17 protein-coding genes, 2 tRNA genes and 1 pseudogene are annotated in these 22,521 nt (G+C 58.5%); 13 read left to right on the top strand and 7 right to left on the bottom strand.

Going from position 1 to position 22,521, the window contains the following annotated elements; all coding sequences use genetic code 11:
* Positions 1 to 87 precede the first annotated feature (87 nt).
* Entirely contained in the window at positions 88 to 1,236 is a 1,149-nt protein-coding gene (gene fucO / locus GPK89_RS07105; protein WP_215692193.1) for a lactaldehyde reductase, read from the top strand.
* Positions 1,237 to 1,553: 317 nt separating this feature from the next.
* Here the strand turns inward: fucO and lepA are convergent, their stop codons facing one another.
* The 6 genes from lepA to GPK89_RS07075 form a co-directional block, all read right to left on the bottom strand.
* Positions 1,554 to 3,362, bottom strand: a complete 1,809-nt coding sequence (gene lepA, locus GPK89_RS07100; protein ID WP_215692192.1) for a translation elongation factor 4 — start codon at positions 3,360 to 3,362, stop codon at positions 1,554 to 1,556.
* A complete protein-coding gene (alr, locus tag GPK89_RS07095; RefSeq protein WP_215692191.1) occupies positions 3,362 to 4,543 on the bottom strand; it encodes an alanine racemase in 1,182 nt (393 codons plus the stop codon). The genes lepA and alr overlap by 1 nt, the downstream gene beginning before the upstream one ends.
* A 55-nt stretch (positions 4,544 to 4,598) precedes the next feature.
* A complete protein-coding gene (locus tag GPK89_RS07090) occupies positions 4,599 to 5,909 on the bottom strand; it encodes a chloride channel protein (protein WP_215692190.1) in 1,311 nt (436 codons plus the stop codon).
* A gap of 303 nt (positions 5,910 to 6,212) precedes the next feature.
* Positions 6,213 to 6,285, bottom strand: a tRNA-Pro gene (locus GPK89_RS07085).
* A 164-nt stretch (positions 6,286 to 6,449) separates the two neighbouring features.
* Positions 6,450 to 8,498 (bottom strand): sensor histidine kinase, encoded by a 2,049-nt coding sequence (locus GPK89_RS07080; RefSeq protein ID WP_215692189.1) that lies wholly within the window; start codon positions 8,496 to 8,498, stop codon positions 6,450 to 6,452.
* Between the two features lie 142 nt (positions 8,499 to 8,640).
* Entirely contained in the window at positions 8,641 to 9,336 is a 696-nt protein-coding gene (locus tag GPK89_RS07075; RefSeq protein ID WP_215692188.1) for a TraX family protein, read from the bottom strand.
* Positions 9,337 to 9,503: 167 nt separating this feature from the next.
* On the opposite strand from GPK89_RS07075, the gene GPK89_RS07070 reads away from it, so the two are divergent.
* From GPK89_RS07070 to GPK89_RS07045, 6 genes are all read left to right on the top strand, one after another.
* Positions 9,504 to 10,232, top strand: coding sequence for an AzlC family ABC transporter permease (locus GPK89_RS07070; protein WP_215692187.1), 729 nt, complete (start codon positions 9,504 to 9,506; stop codon positions 10,230 to 10,232).
* Positions 10,225 to 10,524, top strand: coding sequence for an AzlD domain-containing protein (locus GPK89_RS07065; protein ID WP_215692186.1), 300 nt, complete (start codon positions 10,225 to 10,227; stop codon positions 10,522 to 10,524). The genes GPK89_RS07070 and GPK89_RS07065 overlap by 8 nt, the downstream gene beginning before the upstream one ends.
* 65 nt (positions 10,525 to 10,589) lie before the next feature.
* Positions 10,590 to 13,064 (top strand): excinuclease ABC subunit UvrA, encoded by a 2,475-nt coding sequence (locus GPK89_RS07060; RefSeq protein WP_215692185.1) that lies wholly within the window; start codon positions 10,590 to 10,592, stop codon positions 13,062 to 13,064.
* A gap of 210 nt (positions 13,065 to 13,274) precedes the next feature.
* Positions 13,275 to 14,030: a DeoR/GlpR family DNA-binding transcription regulator gene (locus tag GPK89_RS07055; protein ID WP_215692184.1), complete on the top strand. Its 756-nt coding sequence runs from the start codon at positions 13,275 to 13,277 to the stop codon at positions 14,028 to 14,030.
* Positions 14,027 to 14,935 (top strand): 1-phosphofructokinase, encoded by a 909-nt coding sequence (gene pfkB, locus GPK89_RS07050; protein ID WP_215692183.1) that lies wholly within the window; start codon positions 14,027 to 14,029, stop codon positions 14,933 to 14,935. Before GPK89_RS07055 ends, pfkB begins: the two co-directional genes overlap by 4 nt.
* A 155-nt stretch (positions 14,936 to 15,090) precedes the next feature.
* Entirely contained in the window at positions 15,091 to 17,016 is a 1,926-nt protein-coding gene (locus GPK89_RS07045) for a PTS fructose transporter subunit IIABC (protein WP_215692182.1), read from the top strand.
* Positions 17,017 to 17,181: 165 nt separating this feature from the next.
* Here GPK89_RS07045 and GPK89_RS07040 read toward each other — a convergent pair whose 3' ends face one another.
* Positions 17,182 to 18,258, bottom strand: coding sequence for a 6-phosphofructokinase (locus tag GPK89_RS07040; protein WP_215692181.1), 1,077 nt, complete (start codon positions 18,256 to 18,258; stop codon positions 17,182 to 17,184).
* 212 nt (positions 18,259 to 18,470) lie between these two features.
* On the opposite strand from GPK89_RS07040, the gene GPK89_RS07035 reads away from it, so the two are divergent.
* The 6 genes and pseudogenes from GPK89_RS07035 to GPK89_RS16230 all read left to right on the top strand — a co-directional run.
* A tRNA-Tyr gene (locus GPK89_RS07035) sits at positions 18,471 to 18,555 on the top strand.
* 600 nt (positions 18,556 to 19,155) lie between these two features.
* Positions 19,156 to 19,353 (top strand): helix-turn-helix domain-containing protein, encoded by a 198-nt coding sequence (locus tag GPK89_RS07030; RefSeq protein WP_114000934.1) that lies wholly within the window; start codon positions 19,156 to 19,158, stop codon positions 19,351 to 19,353.
* 280 nt (positions 19,354 to 19,633) lie between these two features.
* Complete coding sequence (locus GPK89_RS16745) at positions 19,634 to 19,948, top strand: DUF5720 family protein (RefSeq protein WP_430750599.1); 315 nt, start codon at positions 19,634 to 19,636, stop codon at positions 19,946 to 19,948.
* 169 nt (positions 19,949 to 20,117) lie between these two features.
* Complete coding sequence (locus GPK89_RS07020) at positions 20,118 to 21,014, top strand: DUF6017 domain-containing protein (RefSeq protein WP_215692179.1); 897 nt, start codon at positions 20,118 to 20,120, stop codon at positions 21,012 to 21,014.
* Complete coding sequence (locus tag GPK89_RS07015) at positions 21,015 to 21,506, top strand: PcfB family protein (RefSeq protein WP_215692178.1); 492 nt, start codon at positions 21,015 to 21,017, stop codon at positions 21,504 to 21,506.
* Positions 21,503 to 22,450, top strand: a pseudogene (locus GPK89_RS16230) (type IV secretory system conjugative DNA transfer family protein); the annotation flags it as partial. The gene GPK89_RS07015 and the pseudogene GPK89_RS16230, both read left to right, overlap by 4 nt.
* Positions 22,451 to 22,521 lie beyond the last annotated feature (71 nt).

The raw sequence follows: 22,521 nt of genomic DNA, 5'->3' as shown, positions 1-22,521 counted from the left end.
GTACTGTGAAAATGGCGGTGGTATAATAACCGTAGAGTATGGAAATCATCGGCCCAAAGCCGATATGTTTAAAGGAGAGAATATTCTATGGCAGATCGTATTGTTTTGAACTCTATCTCTTACCACGGCCACGGCGCTATCGAGAACATCGTTCCCGAACTGACCGCCCGCGGCTACAAAAAGGCTTTCGTCTGCTCTGACCCTGATCTGGTCAAGTTCGGCGTCACCAAGAAAGTCACCGACCTGCTGGAGGCTGCCGGTTTTGCCTATGCCCTGTACAGCGAGATCAAGCCCAACCCCACCATCAAGAACGTGCAGGACGGCGTGGCGGCTTTCCAGGCTGCCGAGGCTGACTGCATCGTGACCATCGGCGGCGGTTCTTCCATGGACACCGCCAAGGCTATCGGCATCATCATCAATAACCCCGAGTTTGCCGACGTCCGCAGCCTGGAGGGCGTGGCCCCCACCAAGAAGCACGCTGTCTTTACTATTGCTGTGCCCACCACCGCAGGCACTGCGGCCGAAGTCACCATCAACTACGTCATCACCGACGTGGAGAAGAAGCGCAAGTTCGTCTGCGTGGACACCAACGATATCCCTGAGATTGCCGTGGTTGACCCCGATATGATGTCCAGTATGCCCAAGGGCCTGACCGCTGCCACCGGCATGGACGCCCTGACCCACGCCATCGAGGGCTACATCACCAAGGGCCACTGCACCATCTCCGATATGTTCCACCTCGAGGCCATCAAGCTGATCTCCGAAAACCTGCGCGGCGCTGTGCAGAACACCCCGGAGGGCCGCGAGGGCATGGCCCTGGGCCAGTACATTGCCGGTATGGGCTTCTCCAACGTTGGTCTGGGCATCGTGCACAGCATGGCCCACGGTCTGTCTGCCCTGTATGACACCCCCCACGGCGTTGCCTGCGCCATCATCCTGCCCACCGGCCTGGAATACAACAAGACCGTTGCAGGAGAGCGTTACCGCGCCGTCGGCAAGGCCATGGGCGTGAAGGGCATCGACGAGATGAACGACACCGAGGCCGCCGATGCAACGATCGCCGAGGTCAAGAAGCTCTCTGCTGACGTCGGCATTCCCGCTGACCTGAAGGGCATTCTGAAGGAAGAGGATATCCAGTTCCTGGCCGAGTCCGCCTTTGCAGATGCCTGCTGCCCCGGCAACCCCCGCGACACGAACGTCGAGGAAATCAAAGCACTGTACCGCAGCCTGATGTAATTTAGTATTACATAATTTAAGAGGGTATCTGCTGAAATAGCAGGTACCCTCTTTTTGCTGTTATGTCGTTTTATGGGTGGTCCGTAGGGAGCGGTCTTGACCGCTCCGGGAACGTGACGATGGCCGCAAACAGCCCGGAGGGGTCAAGACCTCTCCCTACAAGCAGGGTAGGGGCCGCACATGTGCGGCCCGCAACCTTACGGCAAAAGCAATTTTACCGGAAAGCCGCGGGCCGGGCATGCCCGGCCCCTACAAATATTGTGATTTTGTTTGGAATTTCTTCGGTTCCTTCTTTGCAAAGAAGGAACAAACCCCCGTTACGAATCCGAATCCAGTTTCAGCACCGCTGTAAACGCTTCGCTCGGCAGGGTTACGCTGCCCAGCTGGCGCATTTTCTTTTTGCCTTCCTTCTGCTTTTCCAGCAGCTTCTTTTTGCGGGTGATGTCGCCGCCGTAGCACTTGGCCAACACGTCCTTGCGCATGGCCTTGACTGTCTCGCGGGCAATGACCTTGCCGCCCACGGCCGCCTGCACAGGAATTTCAAACAGTGCGCGGGGAATGTTCTCCTTCAATTTTTCGCAGATGCGGCGGCCCTTGGCGTAGGCGTTGTCCGCAAACACGATCATCGACAGGGCATCCACGACCTCGCCATTGAGCAAAAAGTCCAGACGAACCAGCTTGCTCTCGTGCCAGCCTTCCCACTCATAGTCATAGCTGGCGTAGCCGCGGCTGCGGGATTTGATGGCATCGAAGAAGTCATAGACGATCTCACCCAGCGGAAGTTGATAGTGCAGGTCAACGCGCGTTTCGTCCATGTACTTCATGTCTACCAGCACGCCGCGCTTCGTCTGGCACAGGTCCATCAGCGGGCCGACATAATCGTTCGGCGTGTAAATGTGGGCATTGACAAACGGCTCCTCCTGCTTGACGATACGGGTCGGATCAGGGTAGGCGGAGGGGTTGTCGATGATCTCCACCGTGCCGTCGGTCAGCGTCAGACGGTACTGAACGCCCGGCGTCGTGGTGATGAGGTCCAGATCAAACTCGCGCTCTAACCGCTCCGTGATAATTTCCATGTGGAGCAGGCCGAGGAACCCACAGCGGAAGCCGAAGCCCAGCGCGGCACTCGTCTCCGGCTCAAAGGTCAGGCTCGCGTCGTTCAGCTGCAATTTTTCCAGCGCGTCTTTCAGATCGGGGTAGTCCGCGCCGTCGGCGGGGTAGATGCCGCAGAAAACCATCGGCGTCACGGTGCGGAAACCGGGCATCGGTTCGGCCGTCGGGTTGGCGGCCAGCGTCACGGTATCGCCGACGCGGGTGTCGCGCACAGTCTTGATGCTGGCAGTCAGGTAGCCGACCTCGCCGGCCTCCAATTTGTCGCAGGGGGTCATCTGGGTCGCGCCCATGTGGCCGACCTCCACCAGCTGGAACTCCGCGCCGGTGCTCATCAGGCGGATGGTGTCGCCGGGCTTGACGGTGCCCTCAAAGATGCGCACATAGACGATGACGCCCTTATAGCTGTCGTAGATGGAGTCGAAGATCAGCGCTTTCAGCGGAAGCGTCGGGTCGCCGGTGGGGGCGGGAACGTCCCGCACGACGCACTCCAAAACGTCCTTAACGCCGATGCCCAGCTTGGCGGACACGCGCGGGGCCTCCATGCAGGGCAGGCCGATGACGTCCTCGACCTCCTTCGCTACGGCGTCCGGGTCGGCGCTGGGCAGGTCGATCTTATTCAAAATCGGTACGACTTCCAGGTTGTGGTCCAGCGCCAGATAGCAGTTTGCCAGCGTCTGGGCCTCCACGCCCTGGCTGGCGTCCACGACCAGCACTGCGCCCTCGCAGGCGGCCAGGCTGCGGCTGACCTCGTACTGGAAGTCAACATGGCCCGGGGTGTCGATGAGGTTGAACTCGTAGGTCTCGCCGTCGTCGGCCTTATAGCGCATCGTCACGGCGCGAGCCTTGATGGTGATGCCGCGCTCTTTTTCAATGTCCATGTCGTCCAGCACCTGGTCGGTCATCGTGCGCTTGTCAACGCTGTCGGTCAGCTCCAGCATACGGTCGGACAGGGTGGATTTGCCGTGGTCGATGTGTGCGATAATGCAGAAGTTGCGGATGTTTTTGCGGGCCATCAGGTTTCCTCCAAATCGTTCCAGATCTCGCAGATCTTGCCGTTCTCTTTGTATACGCGGGGCACGCGGCGTGCCAGCCCGCAGACAATTTCGTAGTTGATGGTCTGGGTCTTGGCCGCAATGGTGTCGGCGGTGTCGCCGCCGCCCGGGCCAAAGACTGTGACCTCGTCGCCCATCTTGACATTAGGAATGTCCGTTACATCGAGCATAGTCTGATCCATGCAGACGCGGCCCACCACGGGGGCAGCGTGGCCGTGTATGTTCATGACGCCAAGCCCGCCGGACAAACGGCGGGGGTAGCCGTCGGCGTAGCCCACGCAGACCGTGGCAACGCGCATCGGGCGCTCGGCTGTGAAAGTGCGCCCATAGCTCACGCTCTGGCCGGGCTGCAAGTTCTTGACAAAGGTCACAACGCATTTCAGCGACATGACCGGCTGCAGGGCAGGAAAGCGGACGTCGTCGCTGGGGTCAAGCCCGTACAAAATGATGCCCGCGCGGGTCATATCGTGCCGCCACTCGGGGTGGCGCAGCTGCGCGGCCGAGTTGGCACAGTGTACGGTGCCGGTGGCAAAGCCATCGGCCTGCAAACGCGCTACCACCCTGGCAAACAGCGCATACTGCTCGTCGGTGTAGGCGGTGTCCGCAGGGGTGTTGCTGTCCGCCACGGCAAAATGCTGGAACACGCCGCAGATATCCAGCCCCGGCAGGGTGTACAGGGCTTCCAGCTCGTGGATAGTTTCATCAAACCCGGAACGCACCGCAAAGCCAATGCGGCCCATGCCGGTGTCGATTTTCAGGTGTACCTTGGCCTGTACGCCCGCCTTGACGGCGGCAGCGGAGAGTGCCTGCGCGTACTCGGTGGAAAAACAGGCCGTGGCTATGTCATTTTCTGCCAACACTGCCGCATAGGACGGGTCAGCAAAGCCCAGAATCAAAATCGGTTTTGTGATGCCGCTGCGGCGCAGGTGCCGTCCCTCGCCCAAGCTGCTGACGGCAAACGCCGCCGCACCGGCCTGCTGCAAGGCGTGGGCGATGGTCGTGTCGCCGTGGCCGTAAGCGTCGGCCTTGACAACGGCACAGATATCGCCGCCTACCGCGCGGTGGATATATTCAAAATTGCTGCGCAATGCTGTCAGATCGATCTCCGCCCAGCAGTGCTTTTCCAGTGCAAGTCTACTCATAAACGCCCATTCCTCCATAACACTTAATTATACCATGGAAACAGCGTTCCCGCAACTAATTTTCGCCGTCATCGTTTGTGGTAAAATGCTTGGCATCCGTCTCGGACCAGCGGCCATGGACCCGCTGCACGCCCACAATGCGCAGCTTGGAGTGCAGAAAGTGCTGCTCACGGTAGAGGCTGAAATAGCTGGACAGCATGTACGACACCGCGCAGGCCAGCGCAAACAGCGCAATGCACTGCCCGCCGAATACTTCAATCGCCAGGCAGATGGACGCCAGCGGGCTGTTGGTGCAACCGCAGAACAGCGCCACCATACCCAGCGCCGCGCCCAGCTGCGGCGGCAGACCCAGCAGCGGCGCAGCTACACAGCCGAACGTCGCCCCGGTGAAGAAGATGGGCACGATCTCGCCGCCCTTGAACCCTGCACCCAGGGTCAGCGCGGTGAACAGCATTTTTAAAAGGAAGGCGTAGGGTACGGCCTCGCCGTCGATGGCGGCCTCGATGACGGCGGCACCGGCGCCGTTGTAGTCGGTCGTGCCGAGCAGCTTTGTCAGCGCCAGAATCAGCACGCCGCCCGCCGCAACGCGCAGATAGGCGTTGGGCAGAAATTTTTTGTAGAGCTTGGGCGCGGTGTGGAGCAGCTCACAGAAAAATATGCTCAGCGCCGCCAGCAACGCCCCCAGCACAATGACCCGCACCAGGTTCAGCGGCGTGGCGGCGACCTCGGCTTTCAAAACGAAGGATTCCGGCGCATGGCCCATCTGCCCGCTGATAAAAACGCCCAGCAGTGCCGAAACCAGGCAGGGGAGAAGGGCCGCGTATTGCATCGAGCCGACATCCACGACTTCCAGCGTGAAGATGGTGGCCGCCAGCGGCGTACCGAAGATGGCCGAGAACGCGCCCGCCATGCCGCACATCGTCATTAAACGGCAGTCTCGGTTTTCCAAGTGAAACGCCTTGCCGATCTGCCCGGACACTGACCCGCCCAGCAGCAGGGCCGCGCCCTCGCGCCCGCTGGAACCGCCAAACAGGTGGGTCATGACAGTGGAAGCAAAGATCAGCGGCGCGGTGCGCAGCGTCATGGGCTTTTGCTCTCGCACCGAGACGAACACCTGATTGGTGGAACCGCCGCCGTCGGGGTCGAAGTGGCTGTACAAAAACACGATGACCAGGCCCGCGATGGGCAGCAGGTACAGCAGCCACGGCTGGGCCGCGCGGGTGGCGTTGGCCCAGTTCAGCGCCAGCCCGAACGCCGCCCCCAGCGGCCCGGCAACACACCCCACCAGCGCCGCCAGCGCCAGCCACCTGGCGCACACCGCCAGATACCCCGCCGCGCTGCGCAGACAGTGCCTGATCTTTCCCATAAAGATTCCCTCCCGAATATTCCGAAATTTGAGATTATTATAGCGTTTTTGCGGGGAAAAGACAACAGAAAAATACCCTGCCGGGGGCAACTCGGCAGGGTATCGCTTCCATGATGAGGTTATGCAGCACCACGTATACAGGGACACAGGCTTTGCAGCGTGGCAGCATTGCGGCAGCGTAGAAGAACATATACTTGAATAGCTGGACAGCAAAGGCGCGTATCTGTATGCAGCGCGGTAAAAAATGCGGTATAATACAAAAAGACCACCCGGAAACAAACGTTTCCAGGTGGTTTTCTGGTATCGAGGTGACAGGACTCGAACCTGCGGCCTCGTGGTCCCAAACCACGCGCGCTACCAACTGCGCAACACCTCGTTCTTATAACTTACTTATTATAATACACAAGCGGCGCGGGCGTCAAGCCCTGGCCCAACAAAAAAGCAGCCCTGTCGTATTCATATTTCAGGTACTCGGCAAAGGTGATGGGCTTTTGGTTGGCAAAAAATGTTTTTCCCGGGGGAAAATTTCCTCTCTGCAAGTTATTTCAGGTTTTTCCGCAGTGCGGCCAGCAGGGCGTTCACGCTGATGGGTTTGGAGATGTGGTCATTCATGCCGGCGTCAAACGCGCGTTGCTTATCTTCTTCAAAGGCGTTGGCCGTCATGGCGATAATGGGCACGGTGGACCGGGCATCAGGCAAAGTGCGGATGGCCTGCGCTGCCTGGTAGCCGTCCATGCGGGGCATCTGGATATCCATGAGCACGGCGTCGTAGTACCCGGCGGGTTTTGCACCCAAAAGCTCCAGGCAGCGGATGCCGTCCTCAGCGCGGTTAACGATCATGCCGTTCTCCTGCAGGATCGTCAGCGCGATCTCGGCGTTCAGGTCGTTGTCCTCGGCCAGCAGCAGGTGCTTTCCTGCCAGCCCAGCGGCGGGGTCGGCGGGCTGCTCGCGCTGCTGGGTCAGCTCTTCTTTGCTGATGACAGGGAAGGGGATAACGACCGTGAAGGTCGAACCCTTACCAACAGTGCTCTCGACATCGATGGTACCGCCCATGAGCTGGACGAGCGACTTGACGATGGGCAGGCCCAGGCCGGTGCCGATGACGCGGCTCTCGGTGCTGGTGTGCTCACGAGAAAACTCCTCAAACAGGTGGGGGAGATATTCCGCACTCATACCGATGCCGTCATCCTGCACGACAGCCTTGTAACGCACGGTGCCGGGCGTTTCGCCGGGCAGTTCGGTCATGGTGAAATCGACGCGGCCGCCCTCGGGTGTGTACTTGATGGCGTTGCTGATGATATTTAAGAAAATTTCGCGTACCTTCGTTTTGTCGCTGCGCACATAGGGGTGTTGGATATCGATGGTGCAGGTGGTGGTGATGTGCTTTTCGTCGGCCAGTGGGTCAAACACGGCTTTCAGCGAGGCGGCAAGCTCGTTGATGTCAGACGGCTCAAGCTTCAAGGCAGCCTTGCCGCTCTCAATGCGGGCCATTTCCAGCACATAGTTAATGAGGGAGAGCAGGAAATCGCTGGACGAACGTATTTTTCCCAGATAATCCAGCGCACGATCCCGCTCGTCCAGGTGGGCTGCCAGTAGCCCTGCATAGCCAATGATGGCATTCATCGGGGTGCGGATGTCATGGCTCATATTAAAAAGGAACCGCGTTTTGGCAACGTTGGCGGCCTGTGCCTCCCGTGCGGCCTTTTCCAGCTCGGCGGCGTGGACGGCGTCCTTGTAGCGGCGCAGTTCAAACTGCCAGTAGCCGGCTGTGGCCAGCGCGGGCAGCACCAGCAGCAAAAGCACGTTAAAGGTTTCCTGGGTCGGGGTGATCCAGCCCGTGGCCGGGCGTATCTCAAAATACCAGGTATCGTTGGGCACGGCGCAGGCAACTTCCAGTGTGTTCGGTCCCACGGGGCGGTCGCCCTGGGCAATGACGATCCGCTCACCGTTGTGGCCCTCCTTCCAAATCAGGTACTCGTAGGAGGCATCCTGTAATTTGTTGATTTGGATTTCATCGAGAAAGCTCTCCCAGTCCAGCACCAGGACGGAGAAGCCCCAGTATTTTTGGCTGCCGTCCGCGCCGGTGGTGTAGATAGGATCGAACAGCAGTGCGCCGGTGCCGCCCTGCACCAGCTGAAACGGCCCGGCAATCGTGTACTGGCCGCTCTCCTTGGCAAGGTTGGCTTCAACTTTGCGCTCGGGGTGCCGGAGCATATTCAGCCCCAGGACGTCGGCGTTGTTCGCCTGCGGGTAAACGCTGCGCACGACGCCGTTCGGGGCCAGCTCTACGGCCTTGATAATGCCGTCCTCGTTGTACATAAGCTTGGACAGTGCGGCAAAATCGCTGTCACTGATTTCATACCCGGACTCAACGATGTTTTTCAGCAGCTCGGACTCCGCCAGGTAGCGGTTGAGCTGGGCCTCCACATTGGCGACGGTGGCCTCCGCCGTGTAGGACGCCTTGAGCTGTTCGCGTATGACGATGCTGCGGGTGAAAAATGCCAACGCCGCCAGCAACACAAGAAACATGAGGATAAAGACGAGAACTGCCCGTTTTACAATGACACTCTGGTCGTTTCTCTTTTTCATATCTTCAACTCCCTGTGGGGGATTTTTATGCAAAGTTATACATATCCATTATAGTTGTTTGGCGGGCAAGTTGCAAGCAGGGCCTGAAAATCTGAACAAAACCGAACAAAAAAGCCGTATGCGGCAAAGCATACGGCAAAATTCACGCAAGGATGCGGATCAGCCCCAGCACCAGCAGGTGTGCCGGGTAAAACGTATAGAAGAACCACTTGGAAAAGCTGCGCCCCCGCCGGGCACGCTGCCCATTGTAAAGGTAGAGGATGACAAACCCGGCAGTGAGGATGGGCACCGCGCAGCCGACGGTTTCCGCCAGCGAGCCGCTGCCAAGGCCTGCCATGCCGCCATAGAGCACTGCCGCCGCGGCAAAGGCAAGCTGCTTGCGCGGGCGGGAATCCCGCGCCCAAATAAACAGCAGTGTGAACACCGGGGCCAGCAGTGCCCAATCGCAGAAGAGCGACGCGCAGATCAACAACACAATGGTCGCCCCGCGCAGCACGCGGTCGTGGATTCTTTCCTGCGCCAGCAGCACCAGAAAGCAGAGCAGCAGGGTGAACAGCATATTGAACTGCACAAAGCCCGCAATGCCATTTTCCGGGAAAGCCAGCTGGTAGGGCAGCTGTGCCAGTACAGCAAACCCCAGCAGCCGCCCGGCGTATTTGCGTTTGGAGCGGGTGTAACCGTACCCCTCGACGAGGAAATAGCACATTGTCACGGCGGTAAAATAGCCAATGTAAAGGCACAAATTGGTATACCACATCCCGGCGGGCAGAAACACATTGGCAATGTGGTTGATAAGCATGGTGAGCATGGCAATATATTTGATGGCATCGCGGGACATGGGGAGAACTCCTTTTTTCAAGTATCACATCTATTATACTTACGATATACCCTGGGGGCAATATTGCAAAGCTCATAAAAATTCTGCGGCGGACATCCGGCCCGCCCTCTTTCTTTTCCTGCGCATCTGCGTTATAATAAAACGCGGTGAAAGGAAGTTACAGGAATATGGAATCTTCTACAAAATTCAGCCGCCGTGTGCTGTACGAGGGCATGCGCGACGGCTTCCCGATTGCGCTGGGGTACTTTGCGGTGTCGTTCTCGCTGGGCATTGCGGCACGCAATGCGGGGCTGACCCCGGTGCAGGGCTTCTGGGCGAGCTTGCTCAACAATGCCTCGGCGGGGGAGTATGCGGCGTTCACCCTGATCGCCGCTAAGGCGACCTATTGGGAGGTCGCGGTCATTACGCTGATCGCGAATGCGCGGTATCTCTTGATGAGCTGCGCCCTGGCCCAGCGGTTCTCGCCCGAGACGCCGTTTTTTCATCGGCTGCTCATCGGGTATGATGTGACCGACGAGCTGTTCGGCATTACCATCGCGCGGCCCGGGTACTTGAACCCCTACTACACCTACGGCGCGATCCTGCTGGCCGCGCCCGCATGGGCCATCGGCACGGCGCTGGGCATTATCGCGGGCAATGCGCTGCCGCTGCGGGTTGTCAGTGCGCTGAGCGTGGCGCTGTACGGTATGTTTTTGGCTATCATCATCCCGCCGGCCCGCAAAAACCGCATTGTGGCGGCGCTGGTGGTCATCAGCTTTGTGCTGAGCTTCGCCTGTGAGTATCTGCTCGGCATCTCGGCATTGTCCGGCGGCACGCGGACCATTATTTTAACGGTGGCCATCTCGGCGGCAGCTGCGGTGCTGTTCCCGGTCAAGCAGGAGGCAGACCATGAATAACTACATTTATATAGCGGTCATGTTCGCGGTGTCCTACACCATCCGCATTTTGCCGCTGACGCTGATCCGTAAGCCCATCAAAAACCAATTCATCCAGTCGTTCTTGTACTACGTGCCCTATGTGACGCTGGCGGTCATGACCTTCCCGGCCATCATCGAGGCGACCCAGACGCCCATTTCCGGCGCGGCGGCACTGGTGGCAGGCATCCTCGCCGCCTGGTGCGGCGCAGGGTTGTTCCCGGTATCGGTGATCTGCTGTGTACTGGTGTTTGTGATTGAACTATTCGTGTAGGGCGAGCATTGCTCGCCCGCGGGCGGCCAATGGCCGCCCCTACAATTTGCAGAACGAGGAATCCCATGATAAACGCTATCCAAATCCGCGGGGCGCGGGTGCATAACTTAAAAAACATCGACGTCGATGTGCCGCTGAATAAAATCGTCGGCATTGCGGGCGTGTCCGGGTCGGGCAAGTCGTCGCTGGCACTGGGCGTGCTCTACGCCGAGGGTTCGCGACGCTACCTGGATGCCCTGTCCACCTACACCCGCCGCCGCATGACCCAGGCCGCCAAGGCCCAGGTCGATGCAGTTCTCTACGTGCCTGCCGCGCTGGCGCTGCACCAGCGGCCCGGTGTGCCCGGCATCCGCAGCACCTTCGGCACCGGAACGGAACTCTTGAACAGTCTGCGCCTGATGTTCTCCCGCCTGGCGAGCCACCGCTGCCCGAACGGCCATTACATCCCGCCGACGCTGAACGTTGCCGCCGAGCAGCCGATTTACTGCCCGGAGTGCGGCGCGCGCGTCCGTGCGCCGTCGGCAGAGGAACTGGCCTTCAACAGCCAGGGCGCTTGCCGCACCTGTGATGGCACCGGCATGGTGCGCACCGTGGACCGGGCCACCCTTGTGCCTGACGATTCCCTGACCATCGACGAGGGGGCCGTCGCACCGTGGAACAGCCTGATGTGGAGCCTGATGACCGATGTCTGCCGCGCCATGGGGGTGCGCACAGACGTACCGTTCCGTGAACTGACAGACAAAGAGAAAGACATTGTTTTTAACGGTCCGGCAGAGAAAAAGCACATCTTCTACAAGGCAAAAAACACCCCCGAGGCGGGCGAGCTGGACTTTACCTACTTTAACGCCGTCTACACAGTTGAGAACGCCCTCGCCAAAGTCAAGGACGAGAAGGGCATGAAGCGGGTGGAGAAATTCCTGCGGGTGGACACCTGCCCTGACTGCGGCGGCTCGCGCCTGTCGGAGGCCGCTCGTGCGCCAAAACTGCGTGGCATCGGCCTGGACGAGGCCTGCAAAATGACGCTGACGGCCCTGTGCGACTGGGTGGACGGCGTACCCGCCAGCCTGCCGCCTGAAATGCGTCCCATGGCCGAGAGCATCTGCGAGTCCTTCCGCGTCGGCGCGAAGCGGCTGCTGGATTTGGGGCTGGGCTACCTGACGCTGGACCGCGCGTCCGCGACGCTCTCCACCGGGGAACGCCAGCGTATGCAGCTGGCCCGCGCCGTTCGCAACCGCACCACCGGCGTGCTGTACGTGCTGGATGAGCCATCCATCGGGCTGCACCCCTCGAACATCGTCGGCCTGAACGGCGTCATGCACGACCTGATTGCCGACGGCAACTCGGTCGTCCTTGTCGACCACGACACCCAGGTGTTGACAGAATCGGACTACATCATCGAGATGGGCCCCGAGGCCGGTGCAGGCGGCGGGCGTATCATTGCCCAGGGCACCGTGCCCGAGCTGACTGCCAACGCCGCGTCACAGATCGGGCCGTTTTTGGGCGGGCAGGGGAGCGTGACGCCCCAAAACCGCCCCGCCGAGGAACTGTTTGCCGAGGGGCGCATCCACCTTTCCACCGGCGCCATCCACACGGTCAAGCCGCTGGAAGTAGATATCCCGAAAGGCCGCCTGACCGTCGTGACCGGCGTGTCCGGGTCGGGCAAGACAACGTTGATTTTGGAAAGCCTTGTCCCGGCGCTGGCGGCCAAAACCAGCGGCGCGGCCCTGCCTGCCCACGTCAAAGACGTGCAGGCCGTGGGTATCGGGCAGGTAAAGCTCATCGATGCAACGCCTATCGGCATCAACGTCCGCTCCACCGTGGCGACCTACGCCAATGTCCACGACGAGCTGCGCAAGGTCTTTGCCCGCACGCCGGACGCCAAGCGGCTGGGGTACAAGGCGGGCGATTTCTCCTACAACACGGGCAAGCTGCGCTGCCCGGTCTGCGACGGCACAGGCACCATCAGCCTGGACGTGCAGTTTTTGCCCGACGTGGAGATCCCCTGCACGGCCTGCCGCGGCTCCCGCTATGCGCCGGAGGCCGACGCCGTCCACCACGAGAATAAGCATGGCGGGGCCTACACACTGCCCGAGCTGATGGATATGGACATCAACACGGCGCTGAGGGCTTGCACAGACTTAAAATTGGTGACACAGCGTTTAAAAGTGCTGCAAGACTTGGGCCTTGGCTACCTGACCCTGGGCGAGGAAACGCCGAGCCTTTCCGGCGGCGAGGCCCAGCGGCTGAAATTGGCCAGCGAGATGGGCAAGGCCCAGGACGACACGGTGTTCGTCTTTGACGAGCCGACCATCGGCCTGCACCCGCTGGACGTGCGCACCCTGCTGGGGGTGTTCCGCACGCTGATTGAGAACGGCGCGACGGTCATTGTCATTGAGCACGACCTGGATGTCATCCGCAGCGCAGATTATATCATTGATATGGGCCCCGGCGGCGGGGAAGAGGGCGGTTGCGTCGTGGCGGCCGGGACGCCTGCGGAGATTAAAGCAATCCCCGAGAGCAGGACGGGGAAGTTTATTTGACATACAACTTAAAAAGGTTTCTCCCTTGGGGGAAGCCTTTTTTATTTTGTACATCCTGCACAAAATTATCACGTGATTTTTGGTGATTAAAAATGACTGAAAATGATTGATTTTGACGGAGAGTCTGCTATAATACAGATACAGCCAATCATAAAACATCATAAATCGCCAAAAACGGTCAAATGATGACCGGGAAAGGAGCAACACCCCATGTTAGCCGAAGAACGCTTTGCCTTGATTTTAAACCTGCTGGCGGAGAAACGCACCGCCACCGTGCAGGAGCTTTGCGAGGCGCTGAACGCCAGCGAGTCCACGATCCGCCGAGATCTGACCGAACTTGACCGGCAGGGCCGCTTGAACAAGGTCCACGGCGGCGCAACACTGCCGGACGGCCAATTCCTGGCTGACGAGCCGACGATGGCCGCAAAGGAAACTCTGGCTGTCGGCCAAAAGCGCAGCATCGCTCAGGCGGCAGCCGACCTTGTCCGCGCCGGGGATTTCGTCTACATCGACGCAGGCTCCACCACGCTGGCTATGGTCCGCGCCCTCAGCGGCCCCGCGCTGGATGCCCACTACGTCACCAACGGCATCGCCCACGCGCGGCTGCTGGCGCAAAAAAGCTGCAACGTCTGCGTACCCGGCGGTCTGCTGCGCCCCAAGACCGAGGCCATCATCGGCGCGGCGGCACTGACGAGTTTACAGCAGTTCAACTTCACGAAGGCCTTTCTGGGGGCCAACGGCGTGGCGCTGGGCGCAGGCTTCACGACCCCTGACCCCGAGGAGGCCGCCGTCAAGGCCATGGCCTCCCGCCGCGCGCGGGAAACCTGGTTCCTCGTGGATGACTCCAAGTTCGGGCGGGTCTACCCGGCGGTCATCAGCGAGCTTTACGGCGGCGCGATTCTGACGAACCGTTGCCCCGAACCGAAATACAAGCAGCTGACACTGGTAAAGGAGACGGAATTATGATTTACACAGTGACCTTCAATCCGGCCATCGATTACGTGGTGCGGCTGGACCGTGAGCTGGCCGTCGGCGACGTGAACCGCGCCAAGGGCGAAGACTGCGTGCTGGGCGGCAAGGGCATCAACGTGTCCGGTGTGCTGGCGCAGCTGGGGTGCGAGAGCGTGGCCCTCGGCTTTGTGGCAGGGGAGACCGGTGCGTGGCTGGAGCGCGGCCTGGTCGCCCAGGGGCTGAAAACCGACTTCGTCCACCTCGACCACGGCATGACCCGCATCAACGTCAAGATCAAGGCCGGGCAGGAGACCGAGCTGAACGGCGCAGGCCCCGACATCCCTGAAAGCGCCATGCAGGCGTTGGAAGAAAAGCTCGATCGCCTGCAAAAGGGCGATATCCTGATTCTGGCGGGCAGCATCCCGGCCAGCCTGGCGCAGACGACCTATGAGCGCATCTTGGCCCGGTTGGAAGGCCGCGACATCCGTGCCGTCGTGGACGCCACCCGCGATTTGCTGGTGAATGTGCTGCGGTATAAGCCGTTCCTCATCAAGCCGAACAACCACGAACTGAGCGAGATCGCCGGCGTCAAACTGACGAACGATAACGAGATCGTCACCGCCGCCAGGATGATGCAGGCGAAGGGTGCGCGCAACGTGCTGGTCAGCATGGCGGGCGACGGTGCGCTGCTGCTGGACGAGCAGGGCGACGTACACCGCATCGGCTGCCCGAAGGGCAAGGTCGTCAACAGCGTCGGTGCGGGGGACAGCATGGTGGCCGGTTTTGTGGCCGGTTATCAGCAGAGCGGCGGTGACTACGCCGCAGCCCTCAAGCTCGGCACCGCCTGCGGCAGTGCCACCGCGTTCAGCCTGGGACTGGCGACAAAGGCGGATATTGATAAGCTGCTCAAGACGATGTGAGTAGACCGTGACTTGCAGGGGCCGATGCAAGTATCCGCCCCTGCAAAGACGTGCGGCCCGCAACTTAGCCATAAATGCGCATTTCCCATAAAGCCGAGGGCCGGGTATGCCCGGCCCCTACACCTCAATAGAAACAAACGAAGGAGACAAATCGTATGCGTATCACGGAACTGTTCACTGCGCAGTCCATCGCGCTGGATGTTGCGGCACCCGACCAGGCCGCTATCCTTGACAAGCTCGTGGAGCTGCAGGCCACCCACGGCAACATCACCGACAAGGACGCCTACAAAAAGGCCCTCTACGCCCGCGAAGCCGAAGCCTCCACCTATGTGGACAACGGCATCACGGTCCCGCACGCCCGCACGGCCTGCGTGACCCGCCCCAGCCTGGCCGCCCTGCGTTTGAGCGCCCCGGTGCAGTACAACCCTGACGACGACGGCAAGACCGACCTGCTGTTTGCCATTGCTGCGCCGGAAAACGGCAGCCTGCACATTGATATGCTGGCCCGCATGATGCAGATGCTGATGAACGACGACTTTGTCGAAAAGCTCCGTGCCGCCAAGACGCCCGCTGAATTTTTGGACGCCATCGACGCGCAGGAGGATGCCCAGTTCGGCGAGGAAAGCTTTACCCAGCAGGAAATCCGCCAGAGCGGCTACCGCGTGCTGGCCGTCACCGCCTGCCCCAACGGCATTGCCCACACCTACATGGCCGCCGAGGCCCTGACCAAGATGGGGGACAAGCTGGGTCTGCCCACGAAAGTTGAAACGAACGGCTCCGACGGCGCGAAAAACGTGCTGACGCCCGAGGAAATCGCCGCCTGCGACGGCATCATCATTGCGGCGGACAAGAATGTCGAGACGGCCCGCTTTGACGGCAAGCCGGTCATTTTTGCCCGCGTGGATGACGGCATCCACAAACCGGAGGAGCTTATCAAGAAAATTGCCCACGGCGAAGCGCCCATCTACCGCGCCGAAGCCGGGGCCAAGGCCCAGCAGAGCGCAGGCGGTGCGAGCGACAGCCTTGGTCACAGCCTGTACAAGCACCTGATGAACGGTGTATCGCATATGCTGCCCTTCGTTGTGGGCGGCGGCATCATGATCGCGCTGGCATTTTTGCTGGACGATTACACCATTGACCCTTCTAACTTTGGCATGAACACGCCGGTGGCGGCCTTCTTCAAGACCGTGGGCAACGCGGCGTTCGGCTATATGCTGCCGATTCTGGCAGGCTTTATCGCCATGTCCATTGCGGACCGCCCGGGCCTGGCCGTCGGCTTTGCGGGCGGCGTGCTGGCCATGAACGGCACGAACTTTGCGGGCCTTGCCAGCGGTGACACCACCGGCATTTCCGGCGGTTTTCTGGCGGCGCTGCTGGCCGGTTTCGCCGCGGGCTACATTGTGCAGTTCCTCAAGAAAATCACCGAGAAGCTGCCTGCCAGCCTGAACGGCATCCGCCCGATGCTGATTTACCCCTTGGGCGGTATCCTCGTCACTGGTCTGGTCATGTGCGGCATCAACCCGGTCATGGGCATCATCAACACGGCCATGACCGACTGGCTGAACGCCATGGGCGACACGTCCAAGGTGATGCTGGGAGCAATCGTCGCGGGTATGATGAGCATTGACATGGGCGGCCCTTTCAACAAGGCGGCTTATGTGTTCGGCACGGCGGCGCTGGCTGCCGGCAACTACGAGGTCATGGCGGCTGTTATGGTCGGCGGCATGGTCCCGCCCATCGCCATCGCGCTGTCCACCACCTTCTGCCCCAAAAAGTGGAGCCCCGACGAGCGCCGCAACGGCATTGTCAACTATGTCATGGGTCTCTGCTTTGTCTCCGAGGGAGCGATCCCCTATGCGGCCGCAGACCCGCTGCGTGTGCTGCCCAGCTGCATCATCGGCTCGGCGCTGGCCGGTTCGCTCTCGATGGTGTTCGGCTGCGCCCTGCGCGCACCCCACGGCGGTATCTTCGTGTTCCCGGTCGTGGATCATGCCCTGCTCTACGTCGTCGCCCTGGCCGTCGGTTCGGCGGTGGGTGCGCTGATTTTGAGCCTATTGAAGAAAGAGTACGTGGAAGAATAAGCACAGAAACCATGCAAGGCCGCCCCGGCAAAGGGGCGGCCTTTTGGCGTGTCGTAGGGGAAGAGACGGCGTTCTCGACGACCCGGCAGCGCCGCAGATGTAAAAATCCCCGCTCCCTGTGCCGCGGGCGGCAGAGGAGCGGGGATTGGATATTTTGCGGAAAAATCAGCCCAGGCTGATGCCCATAGCGCGGGCGACGTTCAGCATATCGCAGTCGCCGGGCACGCCGCGGGTCTTACCGGCAATGTCGGCCAGCGGGTTGGCGGTGACGTGGCGGTTGACCATGGCGACGGTCACGCCGTAATGCTCGTCCGCCACCAGCCCGGCCGCGTAGGAGCCAAACTGGGTTGCCAGCACGCGGTCGTAGGCGCTGGGGCTGCCGCCGCGCTGCATGTGGCCGGGTACGCAGATGCGGGTCTCGGCACCGGTCAGCTCCTCCACCTGCTTTGCAATGCGGGCGGTGGCGGTGGTGTAACCGGCCTCGGCACGTTTGGCGGTCCACTCCTTGCGCTTCATCTTGGCCTCTTCCACCGAGAACGCACCCTCGGCCACGGCCAAAATCGAAAAGTTCTTGCCCGCCTTGGCACGGTTTTCGACTGCGGCGGCGACCTTCTTGATATCGTAGGGCAGCTCGGGCAGCAGGATGATATCTGCGCCGCCCGCAATGCCGGCGTAGAGCGTCAGCCAGCCGGCCTTGTTGCCCATGATCTCAATGCACATCACGCGGCTGTGGCTGCCCGCCGTGGTGTGGATGCGGTCGATGACCTCGGTGGCAATGTCCACGGCAGTGTGGAAGCCGAAGGTGACGTCGGTGCCATAGATATCATTGTCGATGGTCTTAGGCAGGCCGATGATGTTCAGCCCTTCCTGGCTGAGCAGGTTCGCGGTCTTGTGGGTGCCGTTGCCGCCCAGGCAGAGCAGGCAGTCCAGCTTGGCGGCACGGTAGTTTTTCTTCATCGCGGCGACCTTGTCCACCTTGTCGTCCTCGACCACGCGCATCTTTTTAAAGGGTGTACGCTTGGTGCCCAGGATGGTGCCGCCCACGGTCAGGATGCCGGAGAACTCGTCGGGGGACATCTCACGGTAGTTGCCGTTGATCAGGCCGTCGTAGCCGTTCATGATGCCGACGATCTCGACTTTGTCGCCCATGCGGTGATAAAGGGCCTTTGCCACACCGCGCAGGGTGGCGTTCAGGCCGGGGCAGTCGCCGCCGGAAGTAAGGATACCAACACGAATCGCCATAGTAAAACCTCCCAATGCTGTATTTATACTATATTATAAATGTACGCTAACCCAAACCGGATGTCAAGAAAAGTTTTTACACGATGCTGCGACGGAAACAAACTTTTTTGAAAAAATCGCAAAAAAATTTAAAAAAGGGCTTGCAATTTAGAATCTGCTTTGCTATAATAACATACGTCGCCGGGAGACACGGCAGACACAAAACAGAATATGGGAGCTTTCCCGAGTGGCCAATGGGGACAGACTGTAAATCTGCTGCTTAATGCTTCGGTGGTTCGAATCCACCAGCTCCCACCAAAAGGATCCGCAACTTAGGTTGCGGATCCTTTTTATTGCCTCATCTTCCCGCAAAATTCTGAATTGTGGCAGGGGAGTGGGCCGTTTTCTTGAGAAAAATCAGAATTTTTTCCGCTGTTTTCAGAACGCTTTGAGGAAGTGGCTTCTGATTCAGCCGGAAAATGGATGCTTGAGTTTGCTATCGCCCTGTACGAGAAGAACACCTTGCAGCAATAAAAGAGAAAAACCTCTCTAAGCGAAGCTTGATTATTTTTTCTTTTACTGCTCAATAAAAAAGCCGAAAACCCTTGAAAACAAAGGCTTTCGGCGTTATTATCTGGCGCGCCAAAAGGGATTCGAACCCCCGGCCTTCCCCTTAGGAGTATGGCTTACCATGTGATACACGGTTCGGATGTAACTTCCAATATCATCCCTTACGCAGAATGACTTGTAGTAAACGAACTTTATGGTGCAAAACACCTATTCTGACACAGTTTTATGTGTCCGTTGGGTGGTCCTATTAGCAAATTCTTAGCAAGAGGACACCCAGCCAAAGCCGATTGCTACTGCCATTCTCCACTCCCTTAGTCAAAATGACAAGGCAAATACATGGAGGTTACTATGGACAAGAAAGAGAAAAAGTCACTGCCGGAACCGCGCACATATACCGTGGAACAGATTGCGGCCATGCTCAACATCGGTCGCACAACCGCATATCAGCTCGTCAAGCAGGAGGAGTTCAGAATCGTCCGCATAGGAAATGCGATCCGCGTCTCCAAGAAATCTTTTGACGAGTGGCTGGAAAGTTTGGAATTGTGAATATTGCAAGAAACGCCGTAGGCTCAAAAAACCTATGGCGTTTTTTTATACCCATTTTTGAAGGAGGCTGGCAATGAAACTGACAGAAGCAGAAATGAGGATGGTGTTTCAGATTGAAAGTACCAATCAGAACGCTGCCCTGAATGAGATTTACATGACATGGCGCTATGCGCCGAACCCGGCAACGAAAGAAACGGCGGAAGGCCTTCTGGACAAGCTCCGTCCCCTGTCGGATCAGGAGCGCATGGATTTGATCCGCAAGGTGCAGACCGAATACCGTCTGCCGGAGAAGGCCCGCACCATCGGGGAAATGCTGGCAGAAGCCAGACAACGATCCGGGGCGCAGAAGTTATCCGGCCATGACATTATGGCATTGGAGCGTTTCGACCCGGCGACCAGACACATGATCGTCTTTGATGTTCTTACCCATGACTCGCCTGTTGGCTGGAAGGGTGAGAAAATGCGCCTGTTCCTGACCGACAACGGATACAGCAAGGCTTTGGAAAATCAGGAAAAGGGACATATCAAAATCCGTAACCATGCGAAGGTGCTTTCCGGCGATCTCCACTATGACCATAAAGACCGTGAGAGGTAGCCGCCCCAAAATGTATCAAAATCAGCGGAAAATCTTCTGTTTCTTCCTCCGTGGCTTGCGTTCTGAACAGAGCGTGGATGTTTTCCCATGCGGGAGGCTATGGAGGCATACAGACGGTTAAACCGCTTAAAATCAACACTTTTTATTTTCACAGGAAGGAGGTGCGAAGATGGCTGTTTTTCGTATTGAAAAGACCCGTGATTATACGGTCATGTCGAACCATCACTTGAAAGATCGGACGCTGACCCTGAAATCCAAAGGGCTGCTGTCCATGATGCTGTCACTCCCTGACGAGTGGAATTACACCACCAGAGGTCTTGCGGCGATCTGCCGGGAAGGTGTGGACAGCATCGGTGCGGCATTGAAGGAGCTGGAAACCCACGGGTATATCCGGCGCACCCAGCTTCGGGATGAAAAAGGCAAGATCACGGATACCGAGTATGTCATTTACGAAATGCCTCAGTGCGAGCCGCCGTCAAGCCCAGGTACGCCTTTACCGGGTACGGCAAAGCCATATACGGAAAACCCGGATATGGGTATCCCGGATACGGCGGAACCGTGTACGGAAAACCCCGCACAATTAAATACTAATCAAACAAAGACTGATTTATCAAGTACGGAGATATCAAATCCTATCCCATCAAATCCCCCTACCCCCGCAGGGGCAAGGATGGGAATGGATCGGATGGGAGCCAGAGAATGTTATCGTGAAGTGATTTTGGACAACATCGAGTACAGCTATCTGGTGCAGGACAGCCATATCGACCGTGAGCAGCTTGACGAAATCGTTGACCTGATCGTGGATACCGTATGTTCTGCCCGCAAAGTCATCCGCATTGCCGGAGATGATTATCCGGCAAAGGTGGTAAAGTCCCGGTTTATGAAGCTGGACAGTTCCCATGTTCAGTATGTCATGGACTGTATGAAGGACAACACCACCTATGTCCGCAATATCAAGAAATACCTTCTGGCGGCGCTGTATAACGCCCCGACCACCATCAACAGCTACTATTCTTCCCTGGTGCAGCACGATATGTACGGGGACGGGCAAAGGGGGCGAGGCTAAATGCAAGAGGAAGTAACGCGGGGCGCCGTAACGCTCATTGTTGACGGAGCCAAGCTAAGTGAGCAGGTCTTTGAAAAGGCCGTCAAAAAGTTCCTGGAGGAAATCCAGAAAAGCCAGAAGCCAAAAATCTACCGCGGCAGGCAGAGCCTTAAACAGCTTGCCAGCCAGAACGCCGGTCTTGCTAATATAGAGATCAGTGACAAGAATATCAAGGCTTTCTCCCGTGTGGCGAAGAAATACCATGTGGATTTTGCCTTGAAGAAGGACACCGCCGCAGAGCAGCCCCGTTACCTGGTCTTTTTCAAAAGCCGGGACGCGGATGCCATCACAGCGGCGTTTCAGGAGTTTGCCAGCCGGAAAATGAACCGTGAGGAAAAGCCCTCCATCCGGGAGCGGCTGTCCCAGGCGAAGGAACAGGCGGCGGAGAAAACGGAACACCGCACCATTGACCGGGAGAAAGTAAAGGTCAAAGATCGGAGCGTGCAGAGATGAATATGAAAAAAATATTTTTGCTGAACCTTCCGTATCTTCTGTTCGTGTATCCCTTCGATAAGCTGGCACAGGCTTTCCGGCTTGCGCCCGGTGCTGACCTCTCTGGCAAGCTACTTTCTATCTGGGACGGCTTCACGGCAGCGCTTTCCTCTCCGTGGCTAAGTTTCCATCCCACGGACCTGCTGATCGGCATAGCCGGTGCGGTGGTCCTTCGCATAGCGGTCTACCTGAAAGGCAAAAACGCCAAGAAATACCGCCACGGCATGGAATATGGCTCTGCCCGCTGGGGTACGGCGGCAGATATTGCTCCCTACATGGACAAAAACTTTTTTCAGAACATCCCCATGACGCAGACGGAGCGGATCACAATGGCGAGCCGCCCAAAACAGCCAAAGTATGCCAGAAACAAAAACATTCTGGTAATCGGTGGTTCCGGCAGCGGCAAGACACGGTTCTTCTGTAAGCCATCTCTGCTGCAAGCCCATTCGTCCTATGTCTGCACCGATCCGAAAGGAACTTTGCTGCCGGAGATCGGCACTTTCCTGGAACGGAAGAAATATCGTATTAAGTGCCTCAACCTGATAAACTTCCGAAAATCCATGAAATACAACCCTCTGGCCTACATTCGGTCAGAGAAGGATATCTTAAAGCTGGTGAACGCCTTGATTATGAACACGAAGGGCGAAGGTGAAAAATCTTCCGAAGATTTCTGGGTCAAAGCGGAACGCCTCTATTATTCCGCACTGATCGGCTACATCTGGTACGAGGCCACGGAGGAAGAAAAGAACTTCATCACACTTCTGGACCTTATCAATGCCAGTGAAGCCAGAGAGGACGACGAAACCTATCAAAGCCCGGTGGACCTGCTTTTTTCTCAGTTGGAGGAACGGGAGCCGGACCACTTTGCCGTCAAGCAGTACCGCAAATTCAAGATGGCGGCGGGTGATATATGCTCTAAGTGACTTCTTAATCATGATTTTGTCATGGTTAGTGAAGCAATCACTTAGAGCATTTT

The sequence above is a fragment of the Gemmiger formicilis genome (assembly GCF_018784445.1).
Classification (GTDB): Bacteria; Bacillota; Clostridia; order Oscillospirales; family Ruminococcaceae; genus Gemmiger.
The sequence above is the reverse complement of the archived record's forward strand: the minus strand, read 5'-3'. Positions and strand labels throughout refer to the sequence as shown.